The organism is Sphingomonas quercus (genome assembly GCF_018863195.1).
Taxonomy (GTDB): Bacteria; Pseudomonadota; Alphaproteobacteria; order Sphingomonadales; family Sphingomonadaceae; genus Solisphingomonas; species Solisphingomonas quercus.
Map to the genome: position 1 here is coordinate 240,859 of NZ_JAHKRT010000001.1, position 23,890 is coordinate 264,748.

Consider the following 23,890-nt stretch of genomic DNA (forward strand, 5'->3'; position numbering starts at 1 on the left):
ACGAACCGATGAAGTCGTGGATGTCGAATGCATCGCGGGAACAAACGACGCAACCGTTGATTAGTCAGCGCTGGTTACGGGGAAACTATTGGCTAGGCCGCGACAGCACCCCTGAGCCGAGTACCTTGCGGCAACGGCCAATTTCCCCGGATTCTGGCGGCCGTTACTTGCCCGTACCTCTAGGGTAGGCCGATGAACCGCCGTCGCTGCTGCTCCAGCTCCTGCCCCGCAAGGGTCGGCCGCGCGCTCGCCGCCTGGCCGCGACGCAGCCGCTCGCGGTCCCGCTCGCCGGGCTCGACGCGACGCACACGGACCGCGGCGCGCCCCTTCGCGCGGATGCCGAGCAGTTCTGCCGCGCCGCGCGAAAGGTCGATCAGGCGATCAGGCGCGAACGGCCCGCGATCGTTGATGCGGACCAGGATGGTGCGGCCGGTGTCCAGCGCCGTGACCTCGACATAGGTCGGCAGCGGCAGGGTGGTGTGCGCCGCGGTGATCGCCCCGGGCCGGAACTTCTCGCCGCGGGCGGTACGGTTGCCGGATTCACTGCCGTACCAGCTCGCATAGCCGACCTCGTCGAAGCCGGGGGCAGCGGCGGGCGTATAAGTGAGCCCACGTACCGCATAGGGCCGGCCGATCTGGACGGGCACGTCCGAGACCGGGCGGTAGCTCGCACACGCCGCCAGCGCGAACGCCGGCAGCGCGAGGCCGAGGAGGCGGCCGATCAATTCCCGGTGAAGCTGCGCGGCGCCGGCGAGATGGTGGTCAAGCCGCCCGGCCCGATCTGCTTCACTTCCAGCGCCCGCTCGGCGATACCGTTGCCGCCGAAGCGGAAGGCCCCGTCGACGCCGGCAAAGCCGTCCGCATCGCGCAGCGCCGCCTGCGGAAACGGCGCGCCGACCTTCCAGTTGGCGGCGATGCGCATCGTCAGCAGCACCGAGTCATAGCCCAGGCTGGACAGGCGATAGGGGCCGCGTCCGAAACGGGCGCGATATTTGGCCGCGAACTGATTGTAGAGCCCGTCCGAGACGCTGGCGAACCACGATCCGGCCATCACCGGATCGCGCGACAAGGCCGGGTCGGTATTCCACAATTCGGTGCCGAGGATGCGCGCCTGCGCACCACCCCCGCGCCGCGCCAGCGGCACCGCCTGCAGCACGATGCGTCCGCTGTCGGCGATCAGCAGGGCGTCATAGCCACCCGCCGCCTGCAACTTGGCGACCGCCGCGTTCAGCGAGGCCGGGGTGCGATCATAATCGGCCATTGCCACGACATTGCCTTTCGCGTCCTCCACGGCGCGGAGGAACGCATTCGAGGCGCGACGGCCATAGACCCCCTTCGGCATCAGCCCGGCGAAGCGGCGCAAGCCCCGCGAGGCGGCATAATCGACGACCCGGTCGATCGCGCCGCCGGGCGTAAAGCCGAGCAGATAGACGCCGCTCGCCGCCGCCGACGAATCATTGGAGAAGGCGATCAGCGGCACATGCGCCGCCACCGCCACCGGCGTCGCCACCCGCACATCCTCGCCGAGCAGCGGCCCGAGGAACAGCTGGTTACCCTCGGCGAGCGCCCGCCTGGCAGCCGCCGCCGCGCCGCCGGCGCCGGCCGTGTCATAGGTGGTGATGCGCAGCGACTTGTCGTTGGCGTCGAGCAAGGCGAGATTCGCGGCGTTGGCGATCGACTGGCCGACCCCCGCGTTGCTGCCGGTCATCGGCACCAGCAGCGCGACGCGATGCCGCTCGACGTCCGTCGGCAGCGGGCCGACCGGGGCTGTCTGCACCGGCGGCGGCGGCGCGGCGGGAGGCGGCGCCGGCCGCTCGCGCGGGGCGACGCAGGCCGCGACGGCAAGCGTCAACGCCAGCCCGGCCGCTCGCAGGAAACTGCGGCGCGGTTGCCGCACGGGGGGACGCTCTGCCATGTACACAACCTTATGCAGGAATCTCTCCCGGCAGGGCTCTACATCGTCGCCACCCCAATCGGCAACTTGGGCGACCTCTCACCGCGCGCCGCGGAGGTGCTGGCGCGCGCCGACCTGATCGCGGTCGAGGATTCGCGGGTCACGGCCAAGCTCCTCCAGCGCATCGGCACCAAGCGGCCGATGTTGCCCTATCACGATCACAATGCCGATCGCGTCCGCCCCGGCCTGATCGAACGAATGGCCCGCGAATCGGTGGCCCTCGTGTCGGATGCCGGCACGCCGTTGATCTCCGACCCGGGCTACAAGCTGGTGCGCGACGCGCGGGCGGCGGGCGTGACGGTGACGACGATCCCCGGGCCGTGTGCCGCCGTGGCGGCGCTGACGCTGGCCGGGCTGCCGACGGATCGCTTCCTGTTCATGGGCTTCCTGCCCTCCAGGCAGAAGGCGCGGGCCGACATCGTCGCCGAGGTCGCCGGCGTCCGCGCCACGCTGATCTTCTACGAAAGCGGGCCACGGCTCGGCGCGACGCTGGCGGCGCTGGCCGAGGGACTGGGCGACCGCGAGGCGGCGGTGGCGCGCGAAATCTCGAAGACCTTCGAGGAATGCGTCACCGAGCGGCTGTCCGCGCTCGCCGCGCGCTATGCCGAGGCGCCGCCCAAGGGCGAGATCGTCATCGTCGTCGCCCCGCCCGGCGAGGAAGCGAGCGTCGCGATCGACGCCGATGCGGCGCTGGCCGAAGCGCTGACCCGCCTTTCGCCTGCTCAGGCCGCGCACGAGGTGGCCAGGGCCACCGGCCTCGCCAAGCGCGATCTCTACGCCCGCGCGCTGGCGATGAAGGCGTGAGGGAGAAGGCGTGAGGGACAGGCGCGCCGCCGAGGCGCAGGGCCGCGCCGCCGAGGATGCCGCCGCCGCCTTTCTCGAACGCCGGGGCTGGCGCGTGGTGGCGCGGCGGGTCCGCACCGCCGCCGGCGAGGTGGACCTGATCGCGCGGCGCCCGGGCCTTACCGCCTTCGTCGAGGTGAAGGCGCGAGCCACCACTGCCGCGCTCGACCTTGCGCTCGACGAACGGCGGCTGGCGCGCGTCGCCGCTGCCGCCGAGGCGCTGGCGTCGCGCTATGCCGGCCCCGGCGACGATCTGCGCATCGACGCCATCCTGATCGCGCCGGGCGTGCCGCCGCGCCATCTCGAGAATGTCTGGCTGGGCTGAGACCGGTCGGCGTAGCCCGCACGCGGGCCGGACCGCTAGCGTTTCCGCCGCACGAGACGCCAGCATCCCCACAGCGCCGCTCCGCCGATCAGCAGCCAGCCGCCGACGGACAGCACGGCGCCGAGCAGCGCCGAGAGCATCAGCATCACGAACTCGGTGATGGCGAGGGTGACGTGGATCATCTCGAGGCCATATAGGCGCGACAACACCTGATCAGGAAGGAATCCGACATGTCGCTGCGCGTCGCCGTCCAGATGGACCCGCTGGAGACGATCAACATCGCCGGCGATTCGAGCTTCGCCATCATGCTTGCCGCCCAGGCGCGCGGGCATCGACTGTGGCATTATGAGGCCGGCGACCTTTCCTATCGCGACGGGCGGGTGACCGCACCGGCGCGGCCGGTGACGGTGCAGCGCATCGCCGGGGACCATCATCGCTTCGGGGACCCGGAGGTGCTGGACCTCGCCGAGGATGTCGACGTGGTGCTGATGCGGCAGGATCCGCCCTTCGACCTCGCCTATATCACCGCCACCCACCTGCTGGAGCGCGTCCAGCACCGGACGCTCGTCGTCAACGATCCGGCCGCGGTGCGCAACGCCCCGGAAAAGCTGTTCGTGCTCGATTATGCGCGCTTCATGCCGCCGACGCTGGTCACCCGGCGGCTCGACGATGTGCGCGCCTTCCATGCCGAGCATGGCGAGGTGGTGGTGAAGCCGCTTTACGGAAATGCCGGCTCGGCGGTGTTCCATGTCGGGCGCAAGGACGCCAATCTCGCCGCGCTCACCGAGCTGTTCGGCCAGGTGTGGCGAGAGCCGTTCATGGTCCAGGCGTTCCTGCCGGACGTGTCGAAGGGCGACAAGCGCATCGTGCTCGTCGACGGCAAGGTCGCCGGGGCGATCAACCGGCTGCCCAAGGATGGCGAAATCCGCTCGAACCTCGCTGCCGGAGGACGCGCCGACGCCACGGAACTGACCGCCCGCGAGATCGAGATTTGCGAGGCGCTTGGCCCGGAACTGGCGCGGCGCGGGCTGGTGTTCGTCGGCATCGACGTAATCGCCGGCCATCTCACCGAGATCAACGTCACCTCTCCCACCGGCATCGTCGCCATCGACCGCTTCAACGGCACGGACACCCCTGCCCTGATCTGGGAGGCGATCGAGGCCCGGCTGCGTGGGTGAGCCGCGCGACCCGTCCCGCGCCGATCGTCATGCGGAACGCGGGTCGGCATCCACGCCGTCACCGCCGCCGGACTCCGTGGTGGACCGGCCCTCTGGACCGCATCCGGGGCAGGCCCTGAAACAGGGGTTGGACGGGGCATCCGCGCATGCCCGGGTGGCGGCCCGCCGGCGATGACCGAATGGGTCAACGGACTGGTCGACCAGCTCGGCTATGGCGGCATTCTGTTCCTGATGTTCCTCGAAACGATCTTTCCGCCCATTCCGTCGGAAGTGATCATGCCGCTGGCCGGAGTCGCGGCGGCGCGGGGCGATCTCAGCCTCGCAGGCGTCATCGCTGCCGGCACTGCCGGCGCGATGGCCGGCAACACGGTCTGGTATTATGTCGCGCGCTGGCTGGGGCTGGCGCGATTCCGGCCGCTCGTCATACGCTACGGCCGCATCTTTACCCTCACCGTGGAGGAGCTGGACCGGGTGGATGCCATGTTCGGGCGGCGCGGCCACTGGTTCGTGTGCATCGGCCGGGTGACGCCCAACCTTCGCTCGCTGGTGTCGGTGCCGGCGGGGCTGTTCGGCATGCGGCTGGTGCCGTTCCTGATTTTCTCGACGATCGGCACCGCCTGCTGGACGGGGGCGCTGGCGGCGGCCGGCTATGTTCTGCGCGCGCGCTATGCAGGGATCGAGACGGTGCTCGGCCCGGCCTCGCTGGCGGTCATGCTGCTGCTCGCCGGGCTCTATGTGGTGCGGCTCATCCGCCGGCTCTAGGGTGGGCGTGGCGATAGACGTCGAGCAGATGCGCGGCATCCACTGCCGTATAGACCTGGGTCGAGCTAAGGCTGGCGTGGCCGAGCAGTTCCTGTAGCGAGCGCAGGTCGGCGCCGCGCGCCAGCAGGTGCGTCGCGAAGCTGTGGCGCAGCGCATGCGGCGTGGTGCGCCCGGACAGTCCGAGGCGCGTCCGCGCGCCCTGCACCGCGCGGCGCACCAGCTCGGCCCTGAGCGGCCCGCCCTTGGCGCCACGGAACAGCGCTTCGCCCCGCCCCATCGGCCATGGGCAGAGCCGCACATAATCCTCGATCGCGGCGCGCACCCGCGGCAGCAGCGGCACGACGCGCGTCTTGCCGCCCTTGCCGTGGACGAGCAGCGTGTCGCCGAGCGGAAGCGCGGCGCCGGTCAGCCCCATCGCCTCGCCGACGCGCAGGCCCGAGCCATAGAGAAGCAGCAGCACCGCCATGTCCCGCGCCGCGAGCCATGGCAGGGCGGCGACGGTGGCGGCATCCTCGGCGATATCGAGCGCGTCGGCCGGCGCCACCGGGCGGGGAACGCCGCGCTTGACGCGCGGGCCCTTGACCCGCGGTTGCGCCACGCCGGCGAAGAGGAGGAAACCGCGCACCGCCGACAATTCGCGCGCCGTGGAATTATTGCCCAGCCCCTCCTGCCGGCGATAGGCGAGATAGGCGCGCATCTCCGCCACGCCGGTGCGCGCGAGCAGCGCCTGGTCGACCGGGGCGGCGTGATGGCGGCCAAGAAAGGCGATCAGCCGGTGCGCGGTGGCGACATAGGCGCGCACGGTATGCGCCGAGCGCAGCCGCCCGCTTTCCAGATGGCGCGCCCAATCCGCCGCGATCTGTCGCGCCGGATGATCATCCAGTGTCAGGGGAGCAGCCACCTGCCGATCATGCGCGAAAGCGTGGCGCCGAGGAAGACGAGAAGCTCCGATCCGTGCAACGTCTCGAAGCGCTGGCCGCCGCGCTGGCCCAGCACGAGCAGGCCGGTGAGCGCCGGGTTGGTGGCGGACAGGGTGATCAGCGCCTCGGCGCGAATCAGCGAGGCGGCCGGCCCGAACAGCGGATGTCCCTGCTCCACCCCGCGCAACACGACCCCGTTCACGCCCTGCATGGCGCGATCGATCATGCGCGGCTCGACGAACTGGAGGCCGGACAGATCCGCCCGCATGCCGCGCCCGCCGACGGTCACCGCCAGCGACACCGCGTCGAGACCGAGCGTCTCCGGCCAGCCCTGGGTGACGATATGGAGAAGATGGTCGAGCCCGTCCGCCTCGATCGCGGCGAGCACAGCGGCATGGATCGACGAGACCGCGCCCGAATGGCCGCGTGCAAAGGCGATGAGATCCTGATTGGCCTCCTCCACCTCGGCCACGCGCCGCCGGAGCGTCGCCACCGCCTGTTTCTCGAAGTCGATCACCATGCCTGCCACGATCGCACGCAATCCTTAACGACGAGGACACCCTGCCATTATATGACATGACGGCCCTTGAATCGCGCCACATTATCCGGCGGCCGCAAATTGCCGCGAACGCATGTTGCGCGCGGAACGCAGCCTCTCCCCCGACCGTTGCCCTGCGAATCGGTCCTCAGGGCCGCGGATGGGAGCAACGCCATGGGCATCTTCAGCGCGATCAAGCACGCGATCTTCGGCGATAACGGGCCGCTCGGGGGTCAGCTATCCGGCCATAAGGATGCCCCTGCCCAGCCGGCCGCAGCCCCCGCCCAGCCGCAGGTCGCCGCCACGCCCGCCGCAGCCGCGCCCGCGATCGCTCCGCCCCCGCCGGCCGCCCCGGTGGACGTTGAGGCAGTGCTCGGCGCGCGCCCGGGTGCCGACGCGCTCGACTGGCGCCATTCGATCGTCGATCTGCTCAAGCTGCTCGGCCTCGATTCCAGCCTGTCGGCCCGCAAGGAGCTGGCCGGAGAACTCAATATCCATGTCGGCGCCGACGGCTCGGCGGAGCAGAACATGGCGCTTCACAAGGGGGTGATGCGCGCGCTTGCCGAGAATGGCGGCAAGGTGCCGGCCGACCTTCAGGGCTGAGCGACCCGTTCAGGCAGGGTAGACGCCATCGAACGCGACGATCCGCGTCTCCAGGCCATGGCCTTCATCGAGGCAGCGCAGATTGACGCTGATATGCCCGGGATGCGACCGCGGGCGGTACCAGCTCTTGATCCCGCACTGGCTACAGAAGACGTGCTGCGCGCGGCCGGTGCCGAAGCGATAGCTGGTCACCTCCCTTGCCCCTTCGAGCAGGCGGAAGCGCGCCTCGGGCACGATGACGTGCAGATAACCGGTCATGGCGCAGATCGAGCAGTCGCAATCGAGCACGTCGACCGGCCCGTCCGGCACGGTGACGGCATAGCGAACCAGCCCGCAATGGCATCCGCCCTCGACGATGGGCATGGTCAGTCTCCGGTGAAATGGGGCGCGCGCTTGGCGCGGAAGGCCGCGAGGCCCTCGCGGAAATCGGCGGTGCGCCCGGCGGCGCGCTGATCGGCAACCTCGCGCTCGAGCTGACCCGCGAAATCCGTTTCCAGTGCGGCCCATGCCGCGCGGCGGATCAGCCCCAGCGAAGCGGGGCCGGCGGCGAAATTGCCCGCGAGGTCGAGCGCGACCGCCTCCAGCGTCTCGTCCGTCACCACCCGCGACACCAGTCCCCATTCGAGCGCCCTCGCCGCCGGCAGCCTTTCGCCGAGCAGCATAAGCTCCATCGCCCGCGTCCGCCCGATCGCGCGCGACAGCAGGAAGGCGGCCGCGCCGTCCGGCACCAGGCCGACGCCGCGGAAGGCCTGGAGGAAATAGGCTGACTGCGAGGCGACGATCACGTCCCCCATCAGCGCCAGCGAGCAGCCGAAGCCCGCCGCCGCGCCGCGCACCGCCGTGACGATCGGCAGCGGGCTGTCGCGCAACGCCAGCATCAGCGGATTGCCGTGCCGTTCGAGAAACCATCCGGCGTCGATCTCTCCATCCGCGTCGGGCAGGCGATAGCCGGAGGAGAAGGCGCGGCCGGCGCCGGTGATGACGATCGCCCGCGCTTCCGTCGCCGCCCGATCGAGCGCGGCGCGCAGCGCGTCGGCGCGCGCCTCGGTGACCGCATTGAGCGTCGCCGCATCGTCGAGCGTCAGCAGCGCCACGGCGTCACGGAGCGCATAGCTCACGCCGTCGGTCATGGTCGTCAGCTCCCCGCCTTCTTGCGCGCGGACTGGCGCTCGCGGAAGCTCGCGGCACGGCCCGGAATCTCCTCCTGCCGGCCGCGCGCCAGCGCCAGCGCGTCAGCCGGCACGTCACGGGTGATGACCGAGCCCGCGCCGACGATCGCGCCGGCGCCAACCCGGACGGGCGCCACCAGCGCGCTGTTCGAGCCGATGAACGCCCCTTCGCCGATCACGGTGCGATATTTGAAGAAGCCGTCATAATTGCAGGTGATCGTGCCGGCGCCGATATTGCTGCCGGCGCCGACCTCGGCATCGCCGAGATAGGTGAGGTGATTGGCCTTGGCGCCGCGGCCGAGCCGGGCCTTCTTGGTCTCCACGAAATTGCCGACCCTGGCCTCATCGGCGATCTCGGTGCCGGGGCGCAGCCGGGCATAGGGGCCGATATCCGCCCGACCGACATTGGCTCCCTCGATATGGCAGAAGGGGTGGATGACGGCGCCGTCGGCGATGGTCACGCCCGGCCCGAACACCACATTCTGTCCGATCGTCACGTCGCGGCCGATCGCCGTGTCCCAGGCGAACCACACCGTCGCCGGATCGCGAAGCGTCGCGCCCTCGGCCATCGCCTTCAGCCGCCGGCGCGCCTGCCACGCGCCTTCCACCTCGGCGAGTTCGGCGCGGCTGTTGATGCCGGCCACTTCCCATGGCTCGGCCTCGATCACCGCGGCGGCGCGGCCGTCGGCAAGCGCCAGCATGACGATGTCAGGCAGATAATATTCCCCGGCGGCATTGGCGTTGCCGACGCGGGCGAGCAGCGGCCAGAGATCGACTGCACGGACCGCCATCAGCCCGGAATTGCAGAGGTCGCAGGCGCGTTCCTCCTCGGTCGCGTCCTTATGCTCGACCATCCTGGCGATATGACCATCGGCGTCGGCGATCACCCGCCCATAGGCGAGCGTGTCCGCCGGCCGGAAGCCGAGCACGACGGCGGCCGGTGCGTCGGGCGCGTGCAGCCGGTCGAGCATCGCCTGCATCGTCTCGCTGCGCACCAGCGGCACATCGCCGTAAAGGATCAGGACGTCGCCGGAGAAGCCCGCCAGCGCGCTCTCCGCCTGCAGCACGGCATGGGCGGTGCCGAGCTGCGGCTCCTGCGTGGCGACGTCGATGCCGAGCGGCGCCACCGCCGCCTCGACCTGCGCGCGCCCGGAGCCGACCACCACCACCGATCGCTGCGGCGCAAGCGGCCCCAGCGCGTCGAGAAGGTGAAGCAGCATCGGCCGGCCGGCGACCTCGTGCAGCACCTTGTGGCGATCGGATTTCATCCGTGTCCCCTTGCCGGCGGCAAGGATCACGGCGGCGACGGGCGGGCGGCTCTCGGTCATGCGCCTCCTCTGCCATCTTCCCCTTGCCAATTCCATCGCCGACGGCACAGAGCCGCCGACATGGCCGACCTTTCCATCCGCTTCGACACCGTCGCCTTCGACCTCGACGGCACGCTCGCCGATACCGCGCCGGATCTGTGCGCCTCGCTCAACCACACGCTGATGGCACTCGGGCGGCCGATCGTACCGGCGGAGATGCTGCGCCATCTCGTCGGCCACGGCGCACGCGCGCTGATCGTGAACGGCCTCGCCGCGACCGGCGGCGTCGACGAGGCGCTGGTCGAGCGCGGCCTGCCGATCTTCCTCACCCATTACGCCGCCAATATCTGCGTCGGCACCCGGCCCTTTGACGGTGTGGAGACGGCGCTGGCGGCCCTCGACGCGCGCGGCATCCGCCTCGCCATCTGCACCAACAAGCCGGAGACGCTCGCCCGCGAGCTTATCGGCCGGCTCGGCTGGGACGGGCGCTTCGCGGCGATCGTCGGGGGCGACACCTTGCCGGTGCGCAAACCCGATCCGCTCGCCCTGACCGAGACGATCGCACGAGCGGGCGGCCGGGTGGCGGCGTTCGTCGGCGATTCCATAGCGGACACCGGCGCGGCGCGCGCGGCCGGCGTGCCCTGCATCGCCCTGACCTTCGGTTTCTCCGATCGACCGCCGGCAGAGCTGGGCGCGGACGCGCTGATCGATCATTTCGACGAACTTCTGCCGGCGCTGGCGAAGCTTTAGCGCATCCCCCGCAGCGGAAATCCATGTGAGTCATGGAGCCGCCACAAAAAGCCCGTTAGTCTCTGTCCATGTCGGCGCCGCTCCGTATCCTGATCGCCTCCCTGTGCCTGCTCGGCGCGGGGCTGATCACGGCCTTGTCCGGCGCCAGCCTGCCGGCGCTGACGGCGCTGGTGCTCGGGCTCGTCGCCGGGACCCTGCTCGTCCTGCCCGCGCCCCGCGAGGCGCCGGCACCCGCGCCACCGATCGAGGCGGATGTCGAGATCGAGGCGACGATCGCCGATGTCATCGAGGCGATCGACGACCCCCTGCTCATCATCCACAAGCGCACTGTCACCAATGCCAATGCCGCCGCGCGCACCCTGCTTGGCCAGCACATTGTCGGCGAGGACGCCCGTATCGCCATCCGCCACCCCGACGCCGCCTCCCGCCTCGCCGGGCCGCCGGCGCGGGTGCGAGGCGTGGCGCTGAGCGGGCTCGGCGGGCGGGAGAGCCGCTGGCAGCTCGGCATCACGCCGCTGCCCGGCGAGGGGCGGCTGGTCCATCTGGTCGATCGGTCCGCCGCCCATGCCGCGGAGACGATGCGAGTCGATTTCGTCGCCAACGCCAGCCACGAGCTGCGCACGCCGCTGGCGACATTGCTCGGCTTCATCGAGACGCTCGCCGATCCGGGCGGACCGGACGACCTCGCCACGCGCCAGCGCTTCCTCGGCATCATGCTCGGTGAGGCGCGGCGCATGCGCCAGCTTGTCGACGACCTGATCTCACTGTCGCGGGTGGAGGCCGATCGGCATCGCGCCCCGGACACGCCGCTGGCGCTGGCGCCGCTCGCCGTCTCCGTCGCGGAATCGATGCGGGTGGCCGCAGGCGAAGCCGCCGGCACCTTCGTCGTCGAGGCCGGTGAGGGCCTGCCCCCGGTCGCCGGGGACGAGGCGCAGCTTTCCCAGCTTCTCCACAATCTGCTCGGCAACGCATTGAAATATCGACGGCCGGGCACGCCGGTACGGGTCAGGATCGCGCCCGCCGCCACCGGCTTCATCAAGCTTTCGGTCAGCGACGAAGGTGAAGGCATCTCGCCCGAGCACCTGCCCCGCCTCACCGAGCGCTTCTATCGCGTCGATACCGGGCGCAGCCGGACGATGGGCGGCACCGGGCTCGGCCTCGCCATCGTCAAGCATATCGTCGAGCGCCATCGCGGCCGGCTGGACATCGCCAGCAAGGTCGGCGTCGGCACGGTTGTCACGGTATTGCTGCCCGAAGCGGGGGCGCTGTCACAAAAGCGTAACGAAAATGTCATCGAAATAGGCTCTGACGCCGCCTAGCCGGAGGGGGACGGAGCCGCGGGGGCGGCGTCTCGGCAAGGAGATCGCATGAGGAGGAAAGGCCCGCGGGCCCTGCTGGCCACGCTGCTCCTCACCGGCGTGGCCCTTTCCGGCTGCGACATGTCGGACAGCGCCGCCTCGCGCGATCAGATCCTCGCCGTTGGTTCGTCTACCGTCTATCCGTTCACCACGGCGATGGCGGAGATGTTCCCGCGCAAATATCCCGACTTCAAGGCGCCGATCGTCGAGTCCAACGGCACCGGCGCCGGCCTCAAGCTGTTCTGTGGCGGCATCGGCGCGCGCTTCCCGGACATCGCCGATGCGTCGCGACGCATCAAGAAATCCGAATTTGACGATTGCCGGAAGAACGGCGTCGGAGAAATCGTCGAGATCCAGATCGGCATCGACGGCATCGCCATGGCCGAGAGCGTCCACGGGCCCCACTTCGCGACGCTGAGCGAGGCCGACATCTACAAGGCACTCGCCGCCGATCCCTATGGCCGGCCCAACCGCGCGCGCACCTGGCGGGACGTGAACGCGGCGCTGCCGCCGGTGCCGATTCAGGTCTATGGCCCGCCGCCCAGCTCCGGCACGCGCGATGCCTTTGCCGAGCTGATCCTGACCAAGGGTTGCGAGAGCGATCCCGCGATGCAGGCGCTGAAGAAGGCCGATGCCGACAAGCAGCACGCGATCTGCACCAAGATCCGCGAGGACGGCCTGTTCATCGAGGCCGGCGAGAACGACAACCTCATCGCCCAGAAGCTCGCCGCCAATCCGCAGGCGCTCGGCATCTTCGGCTACAGCTTCCTCGAAGAGAATACCGCCCGGCTGCGCGGCATCCCGCTCCAGGGCGTGGCGCCGACCTATCAGACCATCGCCAGCTATCGCTATCCGGGCGCGCGGCCGCTGTTCATCTATGTGAAGGGCGCGCATCTGAACGCGGTGCCCGGGCTGCGCGAATTCGTCGCCGAATATGCCGGCAGCTGGAACCCGGGCGGCTATCTCGACCGGCGCGGCCTGATCGCGTCGCCCGACGATGTCCGCGCCAAGACGCTTGCCCAGGCGCGCGCGCTCGTGCCGCTCGATCCGGCGACGGTGGAATAGCATGTCGGCGCCCTTCCTCCTCATCGTCATCATCGGCCTCGCCATCGCGGCGTGGTTCACGGCGCGAGCCCGCGCGGCCGCCTTCGCCCCGCCCACCGACGGCGCCCAGCGCCCCCACTCGCGGCCGGGCCAGCATGGCTGGTACACGGCGCTCTGGGTGGCGATCCCGGCGCTGATCGTCGCGGCGGCCTGGAATGTGGCGAGCCCGGCGCTGGTCACCCGCGCCGTGCTCGCCGAGCCCGCCGCAGCCTCGATCCCGGCCGATCCGCTGGAGCGCGGCGCGATCCTGGCCGAGACGCGGGCCCTGGCCACCGGGCGCGTCGCAGCCGCATTCCACCATCAGGCGCCGGTGCTGGCGCCCGCTTATGCGGCGGCGCGTCTGCGCTACGGACTGATGGGGCTGGCGCTGGCGATCGTCGCCGGACTTGCGGGTGGCGCCTATGCCTATTCGCGGGTGCGGCCGGATTTCCGGGCGCGGACCCCGGTCGAGCGGCTGGTGATGGCACTGCTGCTCATCGCCTCGCTCATCGCGATCCTCACCACGATCGGCATCGTCGCCTCGCTTCTCTTTGAGTCGCTGCGTTTTTTCGCCAAGGTGTCGATCGTCGAATTTCTCTTCGGGCTGCACTGGAGCCCGCAGACGGCGATGCGCGCCGATCAGGTCGGAGCGTCGGGCACGTTCGGCGCCGTGCCCCTGTTCTGGGGAACGATCTTCATTGGCGCGATCATCGCGATGATCGTCGCCATCCCGCTCGGCCTGATGAGCGCGATCTTCCTCACCCAATATGCCACGCCGACGGTGCGCAGATGGGTGAAGCCGCTGCTCGAGGTGCTCGCCGGCGTGCCGAGCGTGGTGTACGGCTATTTCGCTGCGCTCACCATCGCGCCGGCGATCCGGACGGCGGGCCTGGCGATGGGCATTTCGAGCGCCTCCTCCGAAAGCGCGCTGGCCGCCGGCCTCGTCATGGGCGTGATGATCATCCCGTTCGTGTCGTCGATGGCCGACGACAGCCTCGCCGCCGTGCCCCAGTCGATGCGCGACGGCAGCCTCGCCATGGGCGCCACCCAGTCGGAGACGATCCGCAAGGTGCTGGTGCCGGCGGCGCTTCCCGGCATCGTCGGCGGCGTGCTGCTCGCCGTCAGCCGCGCGATCGGCGAGACGATGATCGTGGTGATGGCCGCCGGTCTCGCCGCCAACCTCACCGCCAACCCCTTCGCCAGCGTGACCACCGTCACCACCCAGATCGTCCAGTTGCTCACCGGCGATCAGGAGTTCGACAGCGCCAAGACGCTCGCCGCCTTCGCGCTCGGGCTGGTGCTGTTCGTCGTCACGCTGCTGCTCAACATCGTCGCGCTCCGCGTCGTGAAGAAATATCGTGAAGCCTATGAGTGACCTCGTCGTCCTTCCCGATCGCGCGCCGACCGAATGGCGCGGTACGGCCATGCGCCGCCGGATCGCCCGTCGCTACGCTGCCGAGCGTCGCTTCCGGGCGCTCGGGCTGCTGGCGGTGCTGGTCTCGGCCGGTTTCCTCGCCTTCCTGCTTGTCGCCATGCTCGGCGAAGGCGCGCGCGGCTTCCGCCAGACCGAGCTCAGCCTGACCATCGACTTCCCCGCCGCCCATCTGCCGCTGACCGCGCAAGCGGTTGCGCGAGAGCCCAGGCGGGCGATGATCGGCGTCGATCTTGAGGGCGCCGTCGCCAACGCCGCCGAGCGGCAATATGGTGCGGGCGGCGCGCGACTGCTGTCCGACGGCGCCTGGCTGACGGCACGCGACGCGATCCTGCGCGATCCCGATGTGCTCGGCCGCAGCATCACCCTGTGGGTCCCGGCCGCGACCAGCATCGATATCGCCGCCAAGGATGCCGGCGAGCCTGCCGCCGAAGCGGCCTATGCGAAGCTCAGCGGCCGGGGCCTCGTCCGCACCGTCTTCGCCTGGCATTTCCTGACCTCGGCGGACTCCACCGATCCGACGCTGGTCGGCATCTGGGGCGCGCTCAAGGGCTCGCTGCTGACGATGGCGGTGACGCTGCTCCTCGCCTTCCCGATCGGCGTGCTTTCCGCCCTCTATCTCGAGGAATATGCGCCGAAAAACCGCTGGACGGACCTGATCGAGGTGTCGATCAACAATCTCGCGGCAGTGCCCTCGATCATCTTTGGCCTGCTCGGCCTCGCCGTATTCCTGCAGACCTTTCATCTGCCGCGTTCGGCCCCGCTGGTCGGCGGCATCACCCTCGCGCTGATGACGATGCCGGTGATCGTCATCGCCGGGCGCAACGCGATCAAGGGCGTGCCGCCGTCGATCCGCGACGCGGCGCTCGGGATCGGCGCCAGTCGCGTGCAGGTGGTGTTCCACCATGTCCTGCCGCTCGCGCTCCCCGGAATCCTCACCGGCACGATTATCGGCATGGCCCGCGCGCTGGGCGAGACGGCGCCGCTGCTGATGATCGGCATGCGCGCCTTCGTCGCCACCCCGCCCGGCGGCTTCACCGATCCGTCCTCTGCGCTGCCTGTGCAGATCTTCCTGTGGTCGGACGAGGTCAGCGCCGGTTTCATCGAGAAGACCTCGGCGGCGATCGTCGTGCTGCTCGCCGTCCTGATGGCGATGAACGGCGTCGCCATCTACCTTCGCAATAAATTTGAGAGACGCTGGTGATGCTCGAGCCCCGACCCCTCAAGGTGGACGCGCCGAAGATGACGGCACGCAGCGTCAACGTCTATTACGGCGCCAAGCAGGCGATCCGGAATGTCTCGATCGACGTGTCGATGGAGGATGTGACGGCGTTCATCGGCCCGTCCGGCTGCGGCAAATCCACCTTCCTGCGCACGCTGAACCGCATGAACGACACCGTCGCCTCGGCTCGCGTGGAGGGCGACATCACCCTCGATGGCGAGGATATCTACGCTCCCGACATGGACGTGGTGCAGTTGCGGGCCCGCGTCGGCATGGTGTTCCAGAAGCCGAACCCCTTCCCGAAGTCGATCTACGAGAATGTCGCCTATGGCGCGCGCATCCATGGCCTCGCCAGCGCGCGCGCCGACATGGATCAGATCGTCGAACGCTCGCTGCGCCGCGCCGGTTTGTGGGACGAGGTCAAGGACCGGCTGCACGACAGCGGCACCGCGCTCTCCGGCGGCCAGCAGCAGCGGCTGTGCATCGCGCGGGCCATCGCCGTCGACCCGGAGGTAATCCTGATGGACGAGCCCTGCTCCGCACTCGATCCGATCGCCACCGCCCGGATCGAGGAGCTTATCCACGAATTGCGCGGCCGCTACGCGATCGTCATCGTCACCCACAACATGCAGCAGGCGGCGCGGGTCAGCCAGCGTACCGCCTTTTTCCATCTCGGCACGCTCGTCGAATATGGCAGCACGTCGGAGATGTTCACCAACCCGCGGGAAACCCGGACCAAAGACTATATTACCGGCCGCTACGGCTGAGGAGGATGAGATGGCGAGTTCAGGCCATACGGTGAAGGCATTCGACGAGGATCTGACCGATCTGCGCGGCCTCGTCTCGGAAATGGGCGGGCTGGCCGAGCAGGCGATCAGCGCATCGCTCCAGGCGCTCGTCAACCGCGACCTCGACGGCGCCGCGCGCATCGTCGAATCGGACAAGCGAGTCGACGAGATCGAAGCCGAGATCGAATTGCAGGTGGTGCGCCTGATCGCGCTGCGCGCGCCGATGGCGGACGATCTGCGCGACGTGCTGGCGGCGTTGAAGATCGCCAACATCATCGAGCGCATCGCCGATTATGCCAAGAACATCGCCAAGCGCGTGCCGATCGTCTCGGAGACACAGGCGATCGAGCCGCTGTCGATCCTGCCGGCGATGGGCCGCCTCGCCGCCGAGATGGTGCGCGACGCGCTCGACGCCTTCGCCGCGCGCGACGCGGAAGCGGCGGTGGCGGTGTGCGGGCGGGATCGGGCGGTGGATGATTTCTACAACAGCCTGTTCCGCACGCTGCTCACCTACATGATGGAAAATCCGCACAACATCTCGCCGTCGACCCATCTGCTGTTCATCGCCAAGAATCTGGAGCGGATCGGCGATCATGCGACGAACGTCGCGGAGATGGTCTATTTCGCCGCGACCGGCCGCCAGATGGCCGAACGGCCGCGCGGCGAGGATGCGTTCGGACAATTGGACGACCTGGACGAAAAGGGAGGCACGCGATGAGCGGCAGGCTTCTGCTGGTGGAGGACGATCTGGCGCTTGCCGAGCTCGTCACCTGGCATTTCAAGCGCGAGGATTTCGAGGTCGAGCACACCGTCGACGGCGAGGAAGCGCTGCTCCTCGCCCAGGAAAGCCCACCCGACATCGTGCTGCTCGACTGGATGGTCGAGGGCCTGTCCGGCATCGAGGTGTGCCGCCGCCTGCGCCGCCTGCCCGATACCGCCAATGTGCCGATCATCATGCTGACGGCGCGCGGCGAGGAGGAGGATCGCGTGCGCGGGCTGGAGATGGGCGCCGACGATTATGTCACCAAGCCATTCTCCCCGCGCGAGCTGGTGGCGCGCGTCGGCGCGGTGCTGCGCAGGGTGCGGCCGGCACTGGCCGGAGAGCAGCTCGCCTATAGCGACATCGAGATGGACACCGTCGGTCACAAGGTCCGGCGCGGCGGCGGCGCGGTGCCGCTCGGCCCCACCGAGTTCCGGCTGCTCCGCCATTTCCTGGAACATCCCGGCCGCGTCTTCTCGCGCGAACGGCTGCTGGACAGCGTGTGGGGCCGCGAGGCGGACATCGAGCCGCGCACCGTCGACGTCCATATTCGCCGGCTGCGCAAGGCGATCAATCATGGCGGCCGGCCGGACGTCATCCGCACCGTGCGCTCGGCCGGCTATGCGCTGGATGCCGAGGGCGCGCTCTGAATTCCGCTCCCGCCTGTCTCGGCGAGGAACAGGCCAGCTTCCTTTCGTCGGCCCGCCGTCGTAATTGACGTACACGTCAACGAGAGAGGAGCCGTCCATGACCGTGAGCTTTGAGGGCCGCGTCGCGATCGTCACCGGGGCCGGCGGCGGCCTTGGCCGGGCCTATGCGCTGGAGCTGGCAAGGCGTGGCGCCAGGGTGGTCGTCAACGATCTCGGCGGCGCGCGCGACGGCACCGGCCATTCCGACGCCGCGCTGAAGGTCGTGGAGGAGATCGCCGCGCTGGGCGGCGAGGCGATGTCCGACGGCGGCTCCGTCACCGATGCCGGCCAGATGGAGGCGATGGTCGCCCACGCCCGGGAGAAATGGGGCGGCGTCCACATCCTCATCAACAATGCCGGCATCCTGCGCGACAAAAGCTTCGCCAAGATGGAGCTCGCCGACTGGAAGCTCGTCATTGACGTCCACCTGAACGGGTCGGCCATCGCCACCAAGGCGGTGTGGGAGCTGATGCGCGAGCAGAATTACGGCCGCATCCTGATGACCGCATCCTCGACCGGCCTCTACGGCAATTTCGGCCAGGCGAATTACGGCGCCGCCAAGCTCGGCCTCGCCGGCCTCACCAAGACGCTGGCGATCGAGGGGGCCAAGCACAACATCCACGTCAACACCATCGTGCCGGTGGCGGGCACACGCCTCACCGAGGATCTGCTGCCGCCCGAGATTTTCAAGGCGCTGGCCCCGGAAAATGTCGCCCCGGCCGCCCTCCACCTCGTCTCGGAAGCCGCGCCGACCAACATGATCGTCGGCGCCGGCGCGGGCTTTTATCACGCCGCCTATGTGACGATGACGGAGGGCGTGCTGCTGCCGCCGGACGAGCGCACCGTCGAAGGGGTCGCCGCCGCCTGGGACCGCATCATCGATCGCACCGGCGAGCGCGTGCCCCAGAACGGCATGGAACACACCATGGCGGTGATGGCGCGGTTGCAGAAGGGCAGCTGAAGGCGGGCGCCTCGCCCTACCCCTCCACCAGCTTGAGCAATCGCCGCTCGACGGGGGCCAGCACCGGCGACAGTTCATGCCCGCGCCTCAGCACCGCGCCGGCCTCGCCGATCAGCGACCACATGCCCTGGCGGCTGCGCAGTGCCGGCCGCTTCTCGATGCGGAATTCGGGGCGTTCTGCGGCGCGGCGGAAGCAGCTGAACACCGCCGCCTCGCGGCCGAGATCAATGGCATAATCCCGCCAATGCCCCGCCGCGACCATCCGGCCGTAGAGATCGAGGATACGTGACAGCTCCGCGCGATCGAAACCGACCTGGACCGGGGCTTTGACGGGAAGCGGCGTAACCGTTCCCATCAGGCGCGTTCACGCCCCTTGTCGCCCTGCTCGCGCTCCTTGATCAGCTGGGCCAGCTTGTTGCGCAACTGCTCCACCTCGCACTTGAGCATCTCGAGCTGCTGGGTGGCCGGGTCGAACCGCTCGGAGCAGGGCGTGCCATAGGGCACAAAGCTTTTCTGATAGTCGGTCGCATCGACCAGCGTCGGGCGGGCCGGAATGCCCGTCATCGTCGCGCCCATCGGCACATCGCGCGTCACCACCGCGTTGGCGCCGATCCGCGCGCGCTCGCCGACGGTGATCGGGCCGAGCACCTGCGCCCCGGAACCGATGATCGCGCCGTCCAATATGGTCGGGTGGCGCTTGCCGGCGATGCCGTTCGCCGGGTTTGTCCCGCCCAGCGTAACATTTTGATAGATCGTCACATTATTGCCGATCACGGCGGTCTCGCCGATCACGGTGAAGCCGTGATCGATGAAGAAGTTCTCCCCGATCCGGGCGCCGGGATGGATGTCTATCGCGGTGAGGAAGCGGGAAAGGTGGTTTACAAGGCGGGCAAGAAAATAGAGTTCGCCCCGGAACAGCCAATGCGCCACCCGATGGAGGCCGAGCGCGAGCACGCCCGGATAGAGCAGAACCTCCCACCGCGTCCGAGGGGCCGGATCACGGGACTTGATGGAATCGAGATAGGTGACCAGGCCGTTGAACATGTCGCGACTCCACAGGTTGTCTTCAGCAACCGTTCCGGCTCACTTAATCCCGCGCCGCCGATTTTGTAAGATGGCCGACCGGGCGTGACCGATTTGCTCCAGATCGAGGCGCTGGCGCCGTTCGTGCTGGTCGGCTTCCTGGCGCAAATGGTGGACGGGGCGCTCGGTATGGCGTTTGGCATCATCTCCAACACGCTGCTGGTGACTTTGGGGGTGCCGCCGGCCGCCGCCTCGGCAGGCGTGCATACGGTGGAGACCTTTACCACCTGCATCTCGGGCATCAGCCATATCTGGCACCGCAATGTCGATTGGCGACTGTTCGCGCGGCTGGTCATTCCCGGCATCGGCGGGGGCATGCTCGGCGTCTATGCGGTGACGAGCATCCCCGCGGAGATCGTCAAGCCGATCGTGCTCGTCTACCTGATCAGCATCGGCCTGCTGCTGCTCTGGCGAGGCACCCACAAGGCACCGGTCGAGCGCAAGCCGAAGGTGGTTGAGCCGCTCGGGCTGGTCGGCGGCTTTCTCGATGCGGCAGGCGGCGGCGGCTGGGGGCCGGTGGTAACCTCCAACCTGCTCGTGCAGGGCGCCAGCCCGCGACTGACCGTCGGCACCGTCAACACCGTCGAATTCTTCCTCACCGCCACCGTCTCGGCGGCGTTCATCTCCACACTCGGCTGGGCGGCTTTCACCAACGCGACCGTCGGCCTGCTGATCGGCGGGGTGCTGGCAGCCCCCCTCGGCGCGCTGCTCGCCAAGCGCATTGCCGCGCCCAGGCTGATGACGCTGGTCGGCGTCGTCCTCACGGTCACCAGCGCCGTCAATCTATGGACGGCATTGCGCTAGATCGCATTCAATATCAGTCGACATTCGATCAGGTTGTCGGCTAACAGACATTGATAATAGCTGCTAAAGGAATGCGGACAAGCTCCCCGAAAGGGGGCATCTGCGACGTGTCCTCAGAGCGTTCGCGTGCCCCCAGACGAAGCAGGTGCATTATGTTCATCAACCCGCATTTTCCCCGGCCGGAGTCGTTCCGACGGGACGGACGCCGCAGCCGGCCCATGCAGGAGATGCGCTCCATCACGCTGCGCGAGATGGACATTCGCGGTGAGAAAAAGAGCATCTCTATCCGGCTGGTGGAAAGCCGCGAGCGCATCCGCGCTGCGCGCGACCTGATCAACCACCGCTATGCGTGGCGGGGCTACGGATCGGACCATGACATCCGCGCCGACGCCCACCACATGACCTTCACTGCCGAGGACGGAGGCGCGGTGATTGGCACGATCACGCTTGCGGTCGACTCGCCGCGCGGCCTTGCCGTCGATCTCGCCTTTCGCGATGAGGTCGACCCATTTCGCGCCGTACCCGGCAGCGGCCTGTGCGAGCTGACCAAGTTCGCCTTCGATCCCGCCGTCCAGTCCAGGGAGCTGATGGCCGCGCTGTTCCACATCGTGTTCGTCTACGGCCACCGGACCCATGGCTGCACCGACCTGCTGATCGAGGTGAACCCGCGCCACGTCCGTTTCTACGAGGCGATGCTCGGCTTCACCCGCGTCGGCGCTCTGAAGCTAAACGAAAAGGTGGCAGCGCCGGCCCAGCTCATGGCGCTGAAGGTCGCCGCGATCCGTGAGCAGATTAATCGCTTTGCCGGTGGGCGGGGCAGCCCCGGATCGCGATCGCTCTATCCGTTCTTCTTCTCACCGAAGGATGAGGACGGCATTTTCAACCGCCTCGCGCATGCCGCCACGGAAGCGGTCATGCCGCTCTATGCGACAAGCCCGCGGCATAGCCGCGAGATCGCGGTGCTCGCAAGCAACGCCGCCATTCGGCCGCAAGCAACGCCAGCGCCCTGATCGCGCGAACGGAGCGGAGCGCCGACCCGCCGGCGAGATCCATAAGTCTGGCACAGTTGCTTCCGCGAACCCCTGGCACAGACGCATGAGTTGGGGCGCGACGTCTCCCGCGGCTGCGCGTTCCCATGAACCCCTGGCACGGACGCTGAATCATAAGGGGCGCCATCGGCCAAGGCCGGTGGCGCCCCTATGTCATACCGTTGCTTCGATCAGGCGAAGTTGGGGGCGGCCCGCTGGCGACGGCGCGCCGCCATGCCGACGATGCCGAAGCCAGCGACCATCATCGCCCAGGCGGCGGGCTCGGGAACGGCGCTGGTCGCCTGGAAGGCGATGTTGCCCGTATAGGAGCCGACGCCGCTACCGATCACCTGGATGGTGTTCATCACGCCGGCGGTGATCGGAATATTGCTGACCGACAGGAGGATGCCGTTGGCAGCCACGAGGTTCGACGCGAGGAGCGCCGCATAGGAATCGCCATTGATGATGATGTCCGAGATGGTCATCGTCGGATTGGCGAAGTCCGCCAGACTCAAGGACAGCGAGCCGCCGCCGAGCCCGTTCACCGGCAGGGTGAAATTGAAACTGTCGTGAAACGACGTGTCCGTGCTGAAGGCATTGAAGAAAATCGCCGAGACGAAGCTTGGCGTCGACGTCGGGGTGACCGGCCCACCCACGGTGACAAAGAAATTGAACTCTTCGCCCGGGTTCTGCCCGACATCGAAGCTGTTGCAAACATCAGCAGTCGATGTGGTCGGGCAAGCGACCACGGCCGCATTCCCAGCCGATGCCCCGGTTAGCGCGACCACGCCAGCGGCCATCGCCAAACCCATCTTTGTCCAACCCGTAGCCATGCCACTTCCCCTTACCAAATTGCCATGGCGTCCGACTCGTGCCGCCATCGGCACTACGGCAACCAATCTGCGAACGGTTACCGCATTTTATCGGATATTAACAGGGATATTACGCAAATTTACCACGAATCCAATACATGTCCTCATTGGTGACAATTTAGATGTTGAGCGCAGCGATTGACGCAGGTCAATTACAAATTGCGCCCCGCGCGCCCGCTCACGGCAGGCGCGCCGGGGCGCGGGACGAATCACGCGTCAAGAGTGGCGTGGATGGTGGCGACCGCCTTCATCACCGAAGCGATGCGCGCCGCAGTCTGGATGACCTCGGCCTGCACGCCGTGGGTGCGCAGCACCTTCTCGTGGCTGTCGATGCACATGCCGCAGCCGTTCATCGCCGACACAGCGAGGCTGAACAGCTCGAAATCGACCTTCTCGATGCCGGGATTGCCGATGACGTTCATCCTGAGCTTCGCCGGCAGCTGGCCATATTCCTTGTTCGAGGCGAGGTGGACGAAGCGATAATAGACGTTGTTCATCGCCATCACCGCCGCGGCCGCGCGCGCGGCATTGGCGGCCTCGGGCGAGAGCTTGCCCTCGGCCTCCTGCTCGGCGGCGACGACCAGCGGCTTGTAGCCCGAGCCATGGGCGCAGGTGAGCAGCAGCCCGTACTTGCGCTGGTCGCCCAGCGTCTGGTCGCCGAGCAGCGAGCTGACGTTCAGGCGGATGTCCTTGGCATAGTCGGGAAGGGCGTCGGAAAGAGCCTTGATGGACATGGGATGTTCCTTGTTTTCTGGGCAAAAGGAAGGGGCGCGCGGGACCAGCCCGGCGCCCCTCCCCCAGTTTCCGTTGCGGTGATCAGGCGGCCGGACGCAGCACCTCTTCGCCCTGCTGCCAGTTACACGGGCAGAGCTCGTCGGTCTGCAGCGCGTCGAGGACGCGAATCGCCTCGGCCGGGTTGCGGCCCTGGTTGAGGCCGTTGACCGTGATGTGCTGGATCACATTGTGCGGGTCGACGATGAAGGTGGCGCGCAGGGCGACGCCGGCTTCCTCGTGGACGATGCCCAGCGCGTTCGCCAGCTCCTTCTTGTTATCGGCGATCCACGGGAAATCGCAGTTCGCCAGACGCTCGTCGGACTTGCGCCAGGCGAAGTGGACGAAATCGGTGTCGGTGGACGCGCCGATCAGCACGGCATCACGATCCGCCAGATCATTCTTCAGCTCGCCATAGCCGATGATCTCGGTCGGGCAGATGAAGGTGAAGTCCTTCGGCCAGAAGAACACCACCTTCCACTTGCCGCCGGTCTCGGCGAGGTTGATCGTCTCGCCATTGGGAAGGGCGGACACGCCCTGCTGGACGGGCACGGTGAGGGCGGGAAACTTGTCGCCAACGGTGAGCATGCGGAGAGGTCCTTTCAATGGGCCCTGGGGAAAACCTGATAGCGCGACTCCACCGGACGGGGAGCAGCGCGCCGGGGCAGCCTATAGGAAAGCTGGCATATC

At 68.4% G+C, this 23,890-nt stretch carries 29 protein-coding genes; 16 read left to right on the plus strand and 13 right to left on the minus strand.

The features are described 5' to 3' along the window. Nucleotides 1–179: 179 nt before the first annotated feature. Nucleotides 180–722 carry a septal ring lytic transglycosylase RlpA family protein gene (locus KOF26_RS01190; protein ID WP_216319887.1) on the minus strand — a complete coding sequence of 181 codons (543 nt, stop codon included), beginning with the start codon at nt 720–722 and terminating at the stop codon, nt 180–182. Next, nucleotides 722–1,915: a penicillin-binding protein activator gene (locus KOF26_RS01195; RefSeq protein ID WP_216318703.1), complete on the minus strand. Its 1,194-nt coding sequence runs from the start codon at nt 1,913–1,915 to the stop codon at nt 722–724. Before KOF26_RS01195 ends, KOF26_RS01190 begins: the two co-directional genes overlap by 1 nt. 12 nt (nt 1,916–1,927) lie before the next feature. On the opposite strand from KOF26_RS01195, the gene rsmI reads away from it, so the two are divergent. Then, a complete protein-coding gene (gene rsmI, locus KOF26_RS01200) occupies nt 1,928–2,758 on the plus strand; it encodes a 16S rRNA (cytidine(1402)-2'-O)-methyltransferase (protein WP_216318706.1) in 831 nt (276 codons plus the stop codon). A gap of 10 nt (nt 2,759–2,768) precedes the next feature. Further along, a complete protein-coding gene (locus KOF26_RS01205) occupies nt 2,769–3,122 on the plus strand; it encodes a YraN family protein (protein ID WP_216318709.1) in 354 nt (117 codons plus the stop codon). 35 nt (nt 3,123–3,157) lie between these two features. Here the strand turns inward: KOF26_RS01205 and KOF26_RS01210 are convergent, their stop codons facing one another. Then, nucleotides 3,158–3,304 (minus strand): hypothetical protein, encoded by a 147-nt coding sequence (locus KOF26_RS01210; protein ID WP_216318712.1) that lies wholly within the window; start codon nt 3,302–3,304, stop codon nt 3,158–3,160. Nucleotides 3,305–3,352: 48 nt separating this feature from the next. Here KOF26_RS01210 and gshB point away from each other — a divergent pair, with 48 nt between their 5' ends. Together gshB and KOF26_RS01220 are read left to right on the plus strand one after the other, a co-directional pair. Further along, on the plus strand, nt 3,353–4,300 hold the full coding sequence (gshB, locus tag KOF26_RS01215; RefSeq protein WP_216318713.1) for a glutathione synthase: 948 nt from the start codon (nt 3,353–3,355) through the stop codon (nt 4,298–4,300). Nucleotides 4,301–4,471: 171 nt separating this feature from the next. Further along, nucleotides 4,472–5,062: a DedA family protein gene (locus KOF26_RS01220; RefSeq protein ID WP_216318717.1), complete on the plus strand. Its 591-nt coding sequence runs from the start codon at nt 4,472–4,474 to the stop codon at nt 5,060–5,062. On the opposite strand, the gene KOF26_RS16960 is transcribed toward KOF26_RS01220, so the two are convergent. Then, nucleotides 5,046–5,963 carry a tyrosine recombinase XerC gene (locus KOF26_RS16960; RefSeq protein WP_363181549.1) on the minus strand — a complete coding sequence of 306 codons (918 nt, stop codon included), beginning with the start codon at nt 5,961–5,963 and terminating at the stop codon, nt 5,046–5,048. The genes KOF26_RS01220 and KOF26_RS16960 overlap by 17 nt on opposite strands. Continuing rightward, a complete protein-coding gene (locus KOF26_RS16965) occupies nt 5,948–6,502 on the minus strand; it encodes a DUF484 family protein (RefSeq protein ID WP_253201021.1) in 555 nt (184 codons plus the stop codon). Before KOF26_RS16965 ends, KOF26_RS16960 begins: the two co-directional genes overlap by 16 nt. A 192-nt stretch (nt 6,503–6,694) precedes the next feature. On the opposite strand from KOF26_RS16965, the gene KOF26_RS01230 reads away from it, so the two are divergent. Further along, the gene (locus KOF26_RS01230) at nt 6,695–7,123 is read left to right on the plus strand and encodes a DUF3597 domain-containing protein (protein ID WP_216318724.1); all 429 of its coding nucleotides are present in this window, start codon (nt 6,695–6,697) and stop codon (nt 7,121–7,123) included. Between the two features lie 9 nt (nt 7,124–7,132). Here the strand turns inward: KOF26_RS01230 and KOF26_RS01235 are convergent, their stop codons facing one another. From KOF26_RS01235 to glmU, 3 genes are read right to left on the minus strand one after another with little or no spacing between them, the layout of a single operon-like run. Then, nucleotides 7,133–7,486: a GFA family protein gene (locus KOF26_RS01235; RefSeq protein WP_216318728.1), complete on the minus strand. Its 354-nt coding sequence runs from the start codon at nt 7,484–7,486 to the stop codon at nt 7,133–7,135. A 2-nt stretch (nt 7,487–7,488) separates the two neighbouring features. Next, nucleotides 7,489–8,253: an enoyl-CoA hydratase-related protein gene (locus KOF26_RS01240; protein ID WP_216318730.1), complete on the minus strand. Its 765-nt coding sequence runs from the start codon at nt 8,251–8,253 to the stop codon at nt 7,489–7,491. A 5-nt stretch (nt 8,254–8,258) separates the two neighbouring features. Then, on the minus strand, nt 8,259–9,620 hold the full coding sequence (gene glmU, locus KOF26_RS01245) for a bifunctional UDP-N-acetylglucosamine diphosphorylase/glucosamine-1-phosphate N-acetyltransferase GlmU (RefSeq protein ID WP_216318733.1): 1,362 nt from the start codon (nt 9,618–9,620) through the stop codon (nt 8,259–8,261). Nucleotides 9,621–9,680: 60 nt separating this feature from the next. Between glmU and gph the strand changes: the two genes are divergently transcribed. From gph to KOF26_RS01290, 9 genes are all read left to right on the plus strand, one after another. Further along, the gene (gene gph, locus KOF26_RS01250) at nt 9,681–10,349 is read left to right on the plus strand and encodes a phosphoglycolate phosphatase (RefSeq protein ID WP_216318738.1); all 669 of its coding nucleotides are present in this window, start codon (nt 9,681–9,683) and stop codon (nt 10,347–10,349) included. A 68-nt stretch (nt 10,350–10,417) separates the two neighbouring features. Further along, nucleotides 10,418–11,668 carry an ATP-binding protein gene (locus tag KOF26_RS01255; protein ID WP_216318741.1) on the plus strand — a complete coding sequence of 417 codons (1,251 nt, stop codon included), beginning with the start codon at nt 10,418–10,420 and terminating at the stop codon, nt 11,666–11,668. 48 nt (nt 11,669–11,716) lie between these two features. Continuing rightward, entirely contained in the window at nt 11,717–12,772 is a 1,056-nt protein-coding gene (locus tag KOF26_RS01260) for a substrate-binding domain-containing protein (protein WP_216318744.1), read from the plus strand. 1 nt (nt 12,773) lies between these two features. Further along, nucleotides 12,774–14,165: a phosphate ABC transporter permease subunit PstC gene (gene pstC / locus KOF26_RS01265; RefSeq protein ID WP_216318747.1), complete on the plus strand. Its 1,392-nt coding sequence runs from the start codon at nt 12,774–12,776 to the stop codon at nt 14,163–14,165. Further along, a complete protein-coding gene (pstA, locus tag KOF26_RS01270) occupies nt 14,158–15,426 on the plus strand; it encodes a phosphate ABC transporter permease PstA (protein WP_253200938.1) in 1,269 nt (422 codons plus the stop codon). Before pstC ends, pstA begins: the two co-directional genes overlap by 8 nt. Then, the gene (pstB, locus tag KOF26_RS01275; protein WP_216318751.1) at nt 15,426–16,211 is read left to right on the plus strand and encodes a phosphate ABC transporter ATP-binding protein PstB; all 786 of its coding nucleotides are present in this window, start codon (nt 15,426–15,428) and stop codon (nt 16,209–16,211) included. The genes pstA and pstB overlap by 1 nt, the downstream gene beginning before the upstream one ends. A 10-nt stretch (nt 16,212–16,221) precedes the next feature. Continuing rightward, a complete protein-coding gene (gene phoU, locus KOF26_RS01280) occupies nt 16,222–16,950 on the plus strand; it encodes a phosphate signaling complex protein PhoU (protein WP_216318754.1) in 729 nt (242 codons plus the stop codon). Continuing rightward, nucleotides 16,947–17,642, plus strand: a complete 696-nt coding sequence (gene phoB / locus KOF26_RS01285) for a phosphate regulon transcriptional regulator PhoB (RefSeq protein WP_216318759.1) — start codon at nt 16,947–16,949, stop codon at nt 17,640–17,642. Before phoU ends, phoB begins: the two co-directional genes overlap by 4 nt. A 97-nt stretch (nt 17,643–17,739) precedes the next feature. Next, nucleotides 17,740–18,642: an SDR family NAD(P)-dependent oxidoreductase gene (locus KOF26_RS01290; protein ID WP_216318762.1), complete on the plus strand. Its 903-nt coding sequence runs from the start codon at nt 17,740–17,742 to the stop codon at nt 18,640–18,642. A gap of 16 nt (nt 18,643–18,658) precedes the next feature. Here KOF26_RS01290 and KOF26_RS01295 read toward each other — a convergent pair whose 3' ends face one another. After that, nucleotides 18,659–18,997: a DUF2794 domain-containing protein gene (locus KOF26_RS01295; RefSeq protein ID WP_216318765.1), complete on the minus strand. Its 339-nt coding sequence runs from the start codon at nt 18,995–18,997 to the stop codon at nt 18,659–18,661. Next, a complete protein-coding gene (gene epsC, locus KOF26_RS01300; protein WP_216318768.1) occupies nt 18,997–19,686 on the minus strand; it encodes a serine O-acetyltransferase EpsC in 690 nt (229 codons plus the stop codon). Before epsC ends, KOF26_RS01295 begins: the two co-directional genes overlap by 1 nt. Nucleotides 19,687–19,770: 84 nt before the next feature. Here epsC and KOF26_RS01305 point away from each other — a divergent pair, with 84 nt between their 5' ends. Continuing rightward, nucleotides 19,771–20,529: a sulfite exporter TauE/SafE family protein gene (locus KOF26_RS01305; RefSeq protein ID WP_363181556.1), complete on the plus strand. Its 759-nt coding sequence runs from the start codon at nt 19,771–19,773 to the stop codon at nt 20,527–20,529. A gap of 227 nt (nt 20,530–20,756) precedes the next feature. Continuing rightward, nucleotides 20,757–21,539, plus strand: a complete 783-nt coding sequence (locus KOF26_RS01310) for a GNAT family N-acetyltransferase (protein ID WP_216318771.1) — start codon at nt 20,757–20,759, stop codon at nt 21,537–21,539. 209 nt (nt 21,540–21,748) lie between these two features. On the opposite strand, the gene KOF26_RS01315 is transcribed toward KOF26_RS01310, so the two are convergent. The 3 genes from KOF26_RS01315 to KOF26_RS01325 form a co-directional block, all read right to left on the minus strand. Next, nucleotides 21,749–22,369, minus strand: coding sequence for an FxDxF family PEP-CTERM protein (locus KOF26_RS01315; RefSeq protein WP_216318774.1), 621 nt, complete (start codon nt 22,367–22,369; stop codon nt 21,749–21,751). 269 nt (nt 22,370–22,638) lie between these two features. Further along, a complete protein-coding gene (gene ahpD, locus KOF26_RS01320; protein ID WP_216318777.1) occupies nt 22,639–23,163 on the minus strand; it encodes an alkylhydroperoxidase, AhpD family in 525 nt (174 codons plus the stop codon). Nucleotides 23,164–23,245: 82 nt separating this feature from the next. Then, nucleotides 23,246–23,788 (minus strand): peroxiredoxin, encoded by a 543-nt coding sequence (locus KOF26_RS01325; RefSeq protein WP_216318779.1) that lies wholly within the window; start codon nt 23,786–23,788, stop codon nt 23,246–23,248. Between the last annotated feature and the right edge of the window lie 102 nt (nt 23,789–23,890).

Bases quoted from the DNA above. Each gene is read 5' to 3' on its own strand.
- KOF26_RS01255 (WP_216318741.1), top strand. From the start codon at position 10,418: ATGTCGGCGCCGCTCCGTATCCTGATCGCCTCCCTGTGCCTGCTCGGC.
- KOF26_RS01195 (WP_216318703.1), bottom strand. From the start codon at position 1,915: ATGGCAGAGCGTCCCCCCGTGCGGCAACCGCGCCGCAGTTTCCTGCGA.
- gshB (WP_216318713.1), top strand. From the start codon at position 3,353: ATGTCGCTGCGCGTCGCCGTCCAGATGGACCCGCTGGAGACGATCAAC.
- KOF26_RS01220 (WP_216318717.1), top strand. From the start codon at position 4,472: ATGACCGAATGGGTCAACGGACTGGTCGACCAGCTCGGCTATGGCGGC.
- KOF26_RS01230 (WP_216318724.1), top strand. From the start codon at position 6,695: ATGGGCATCTTCAGCGCGATCAAGCACGCGATCTTCGGCGATAACGGG.
- KOF26_RS01295 (WP_216318765.1), bottom strand. From the start codon at position 18,997: ATGGGAACGGTTACGCCGCTTCCCGTCAAAGCCCCGGTCCAGGTCGGT.
- ahpD (WP_216318777.1), bottom strand. From the start codon at position 23,163: ATGTCCATCAAGGCTCTTTCCGACGCCCTTCCCGACTATGCCAAGGAC.
- KOF26_RS01240 (WP_216318730.1), bottom strand. From the start codon at position 8,253: ATGACCGACGGCGTGAGCTATGCGCTCCGTGACGCCGTGGCGCTGCTG.
- rsmI (WP_216318706.1), top strand. From the start codon at position 1,928: ATGCAGGAATCTCTCCCGGCAGGGCTCTACATCGTCGCCACCCCAATC.
- glmU (WP_216318733.1), bottom strand. From the start codon at position 9,620: ATGACCGAGAGCCGCCCGCCCGTCGCCGCCGTGATCCTTGCCGCCGGC.
- phoB (WP_216318759.1), top strand. From the start codon at position 16,947: ATGAGCGGCAGGCTTCTGCTGGTGGAGGACGATCTGGCGCTTGCCGAG.
- gph (WP_216318738.1), top strand. From the start codon at position 9,681: ATGGCCGACCTTTCCATCCGCTTCGACACCGTCGCCTTCGACCTCGAC.
- KOF26_RS01290 (WP_216318762.1), top strand. From the start codon at position 17,740: ATGACCGTGAGCTTTGAGGGCCGCGTCGCGATCGTCACCGGGGCCGGC.
- KOF26_RS01325 (WP_216318779.1), bottom strand. From the start codon at position 23,788: ATGCTCACCGTTGGCGACAAGTTTCCCGCCCTCACCGTGCCCGTCCAG.
- KOF26_RS01210 (WP_216318712.1), bottom strand. From the start codon at position 3,304: ATGATCCACGTCACCCTCGCCATCACCGAGTTCGTGATGCTGATGCTC.
- pstC (WP_216318747.1), top strand. From the start codon at position 12,774: ATGTCGGCGCCCTTCCTCCTCATCGTCATCATCGGCCTCGCCATCGCG.
- KOF26_RS01260 (WP_216318744.1), top strand. From the start codon at position 11,717: ATGAGGAGGAAAGGCCCGCGGGCCCTGCTGGCCACGCTGCTCCTCACC.
- KOF26_RS01235 (WP_216318728.1), bottom strand. From the start codon at position 7,486: ATGCCCATCGTCGAGGGCGGATGCCATTGCGGGCTGGTTCGCTATGCC.
- KOF26_RS01315 (WP_216318774.1), bottom strand. From the start codon at position 22,369: ATGGGTTTGGCGATGGCCGCTGGCGTGGTCGCGCTAACCGGGGCATCG.
- pstA (WP_253200938.1), top strand. From the start codon at position 14,158: ATGAGTGACCTCGTCGTCCTTCCCGATCGCGCGCCGACCGAATGGCGC.
- KOF26_RS01310 (WP_216318771.1), top strand. From the start codon at position 20,757: ATGCGCTCCATCACGCTGCGCGAGATGGACATTCGCGGTGAGAAAAAG.
- phoU (WP_216318754.1), top strand. From the start codon at position 16,222: ATGGCGAGTTCAGGCCATACGGTGAAGGCATTCGACGAGGATCTGACC.
- pstB (WP_216318751.1), top strand. From the start codon at position 15,426: ATGCTCGAGCCCCGACCCCTCAAGGTGGACGCGCCGAAGATGACGGCA.
- epsC (WP_216318768.1), bottom strand. From the start codon at position 19,686: ATGTTCAACGGCCTGGTCACCTATCTCGATTCCATCAAGTCCCGTGAT.
- KOF26_RS16965 (WP_253201021.1), bottom strand. From the start codon at position 6,502: ATGGTGATCGACTTCGAGAAACAGGCGGTGGCGACGCTCCGGCGGCGC.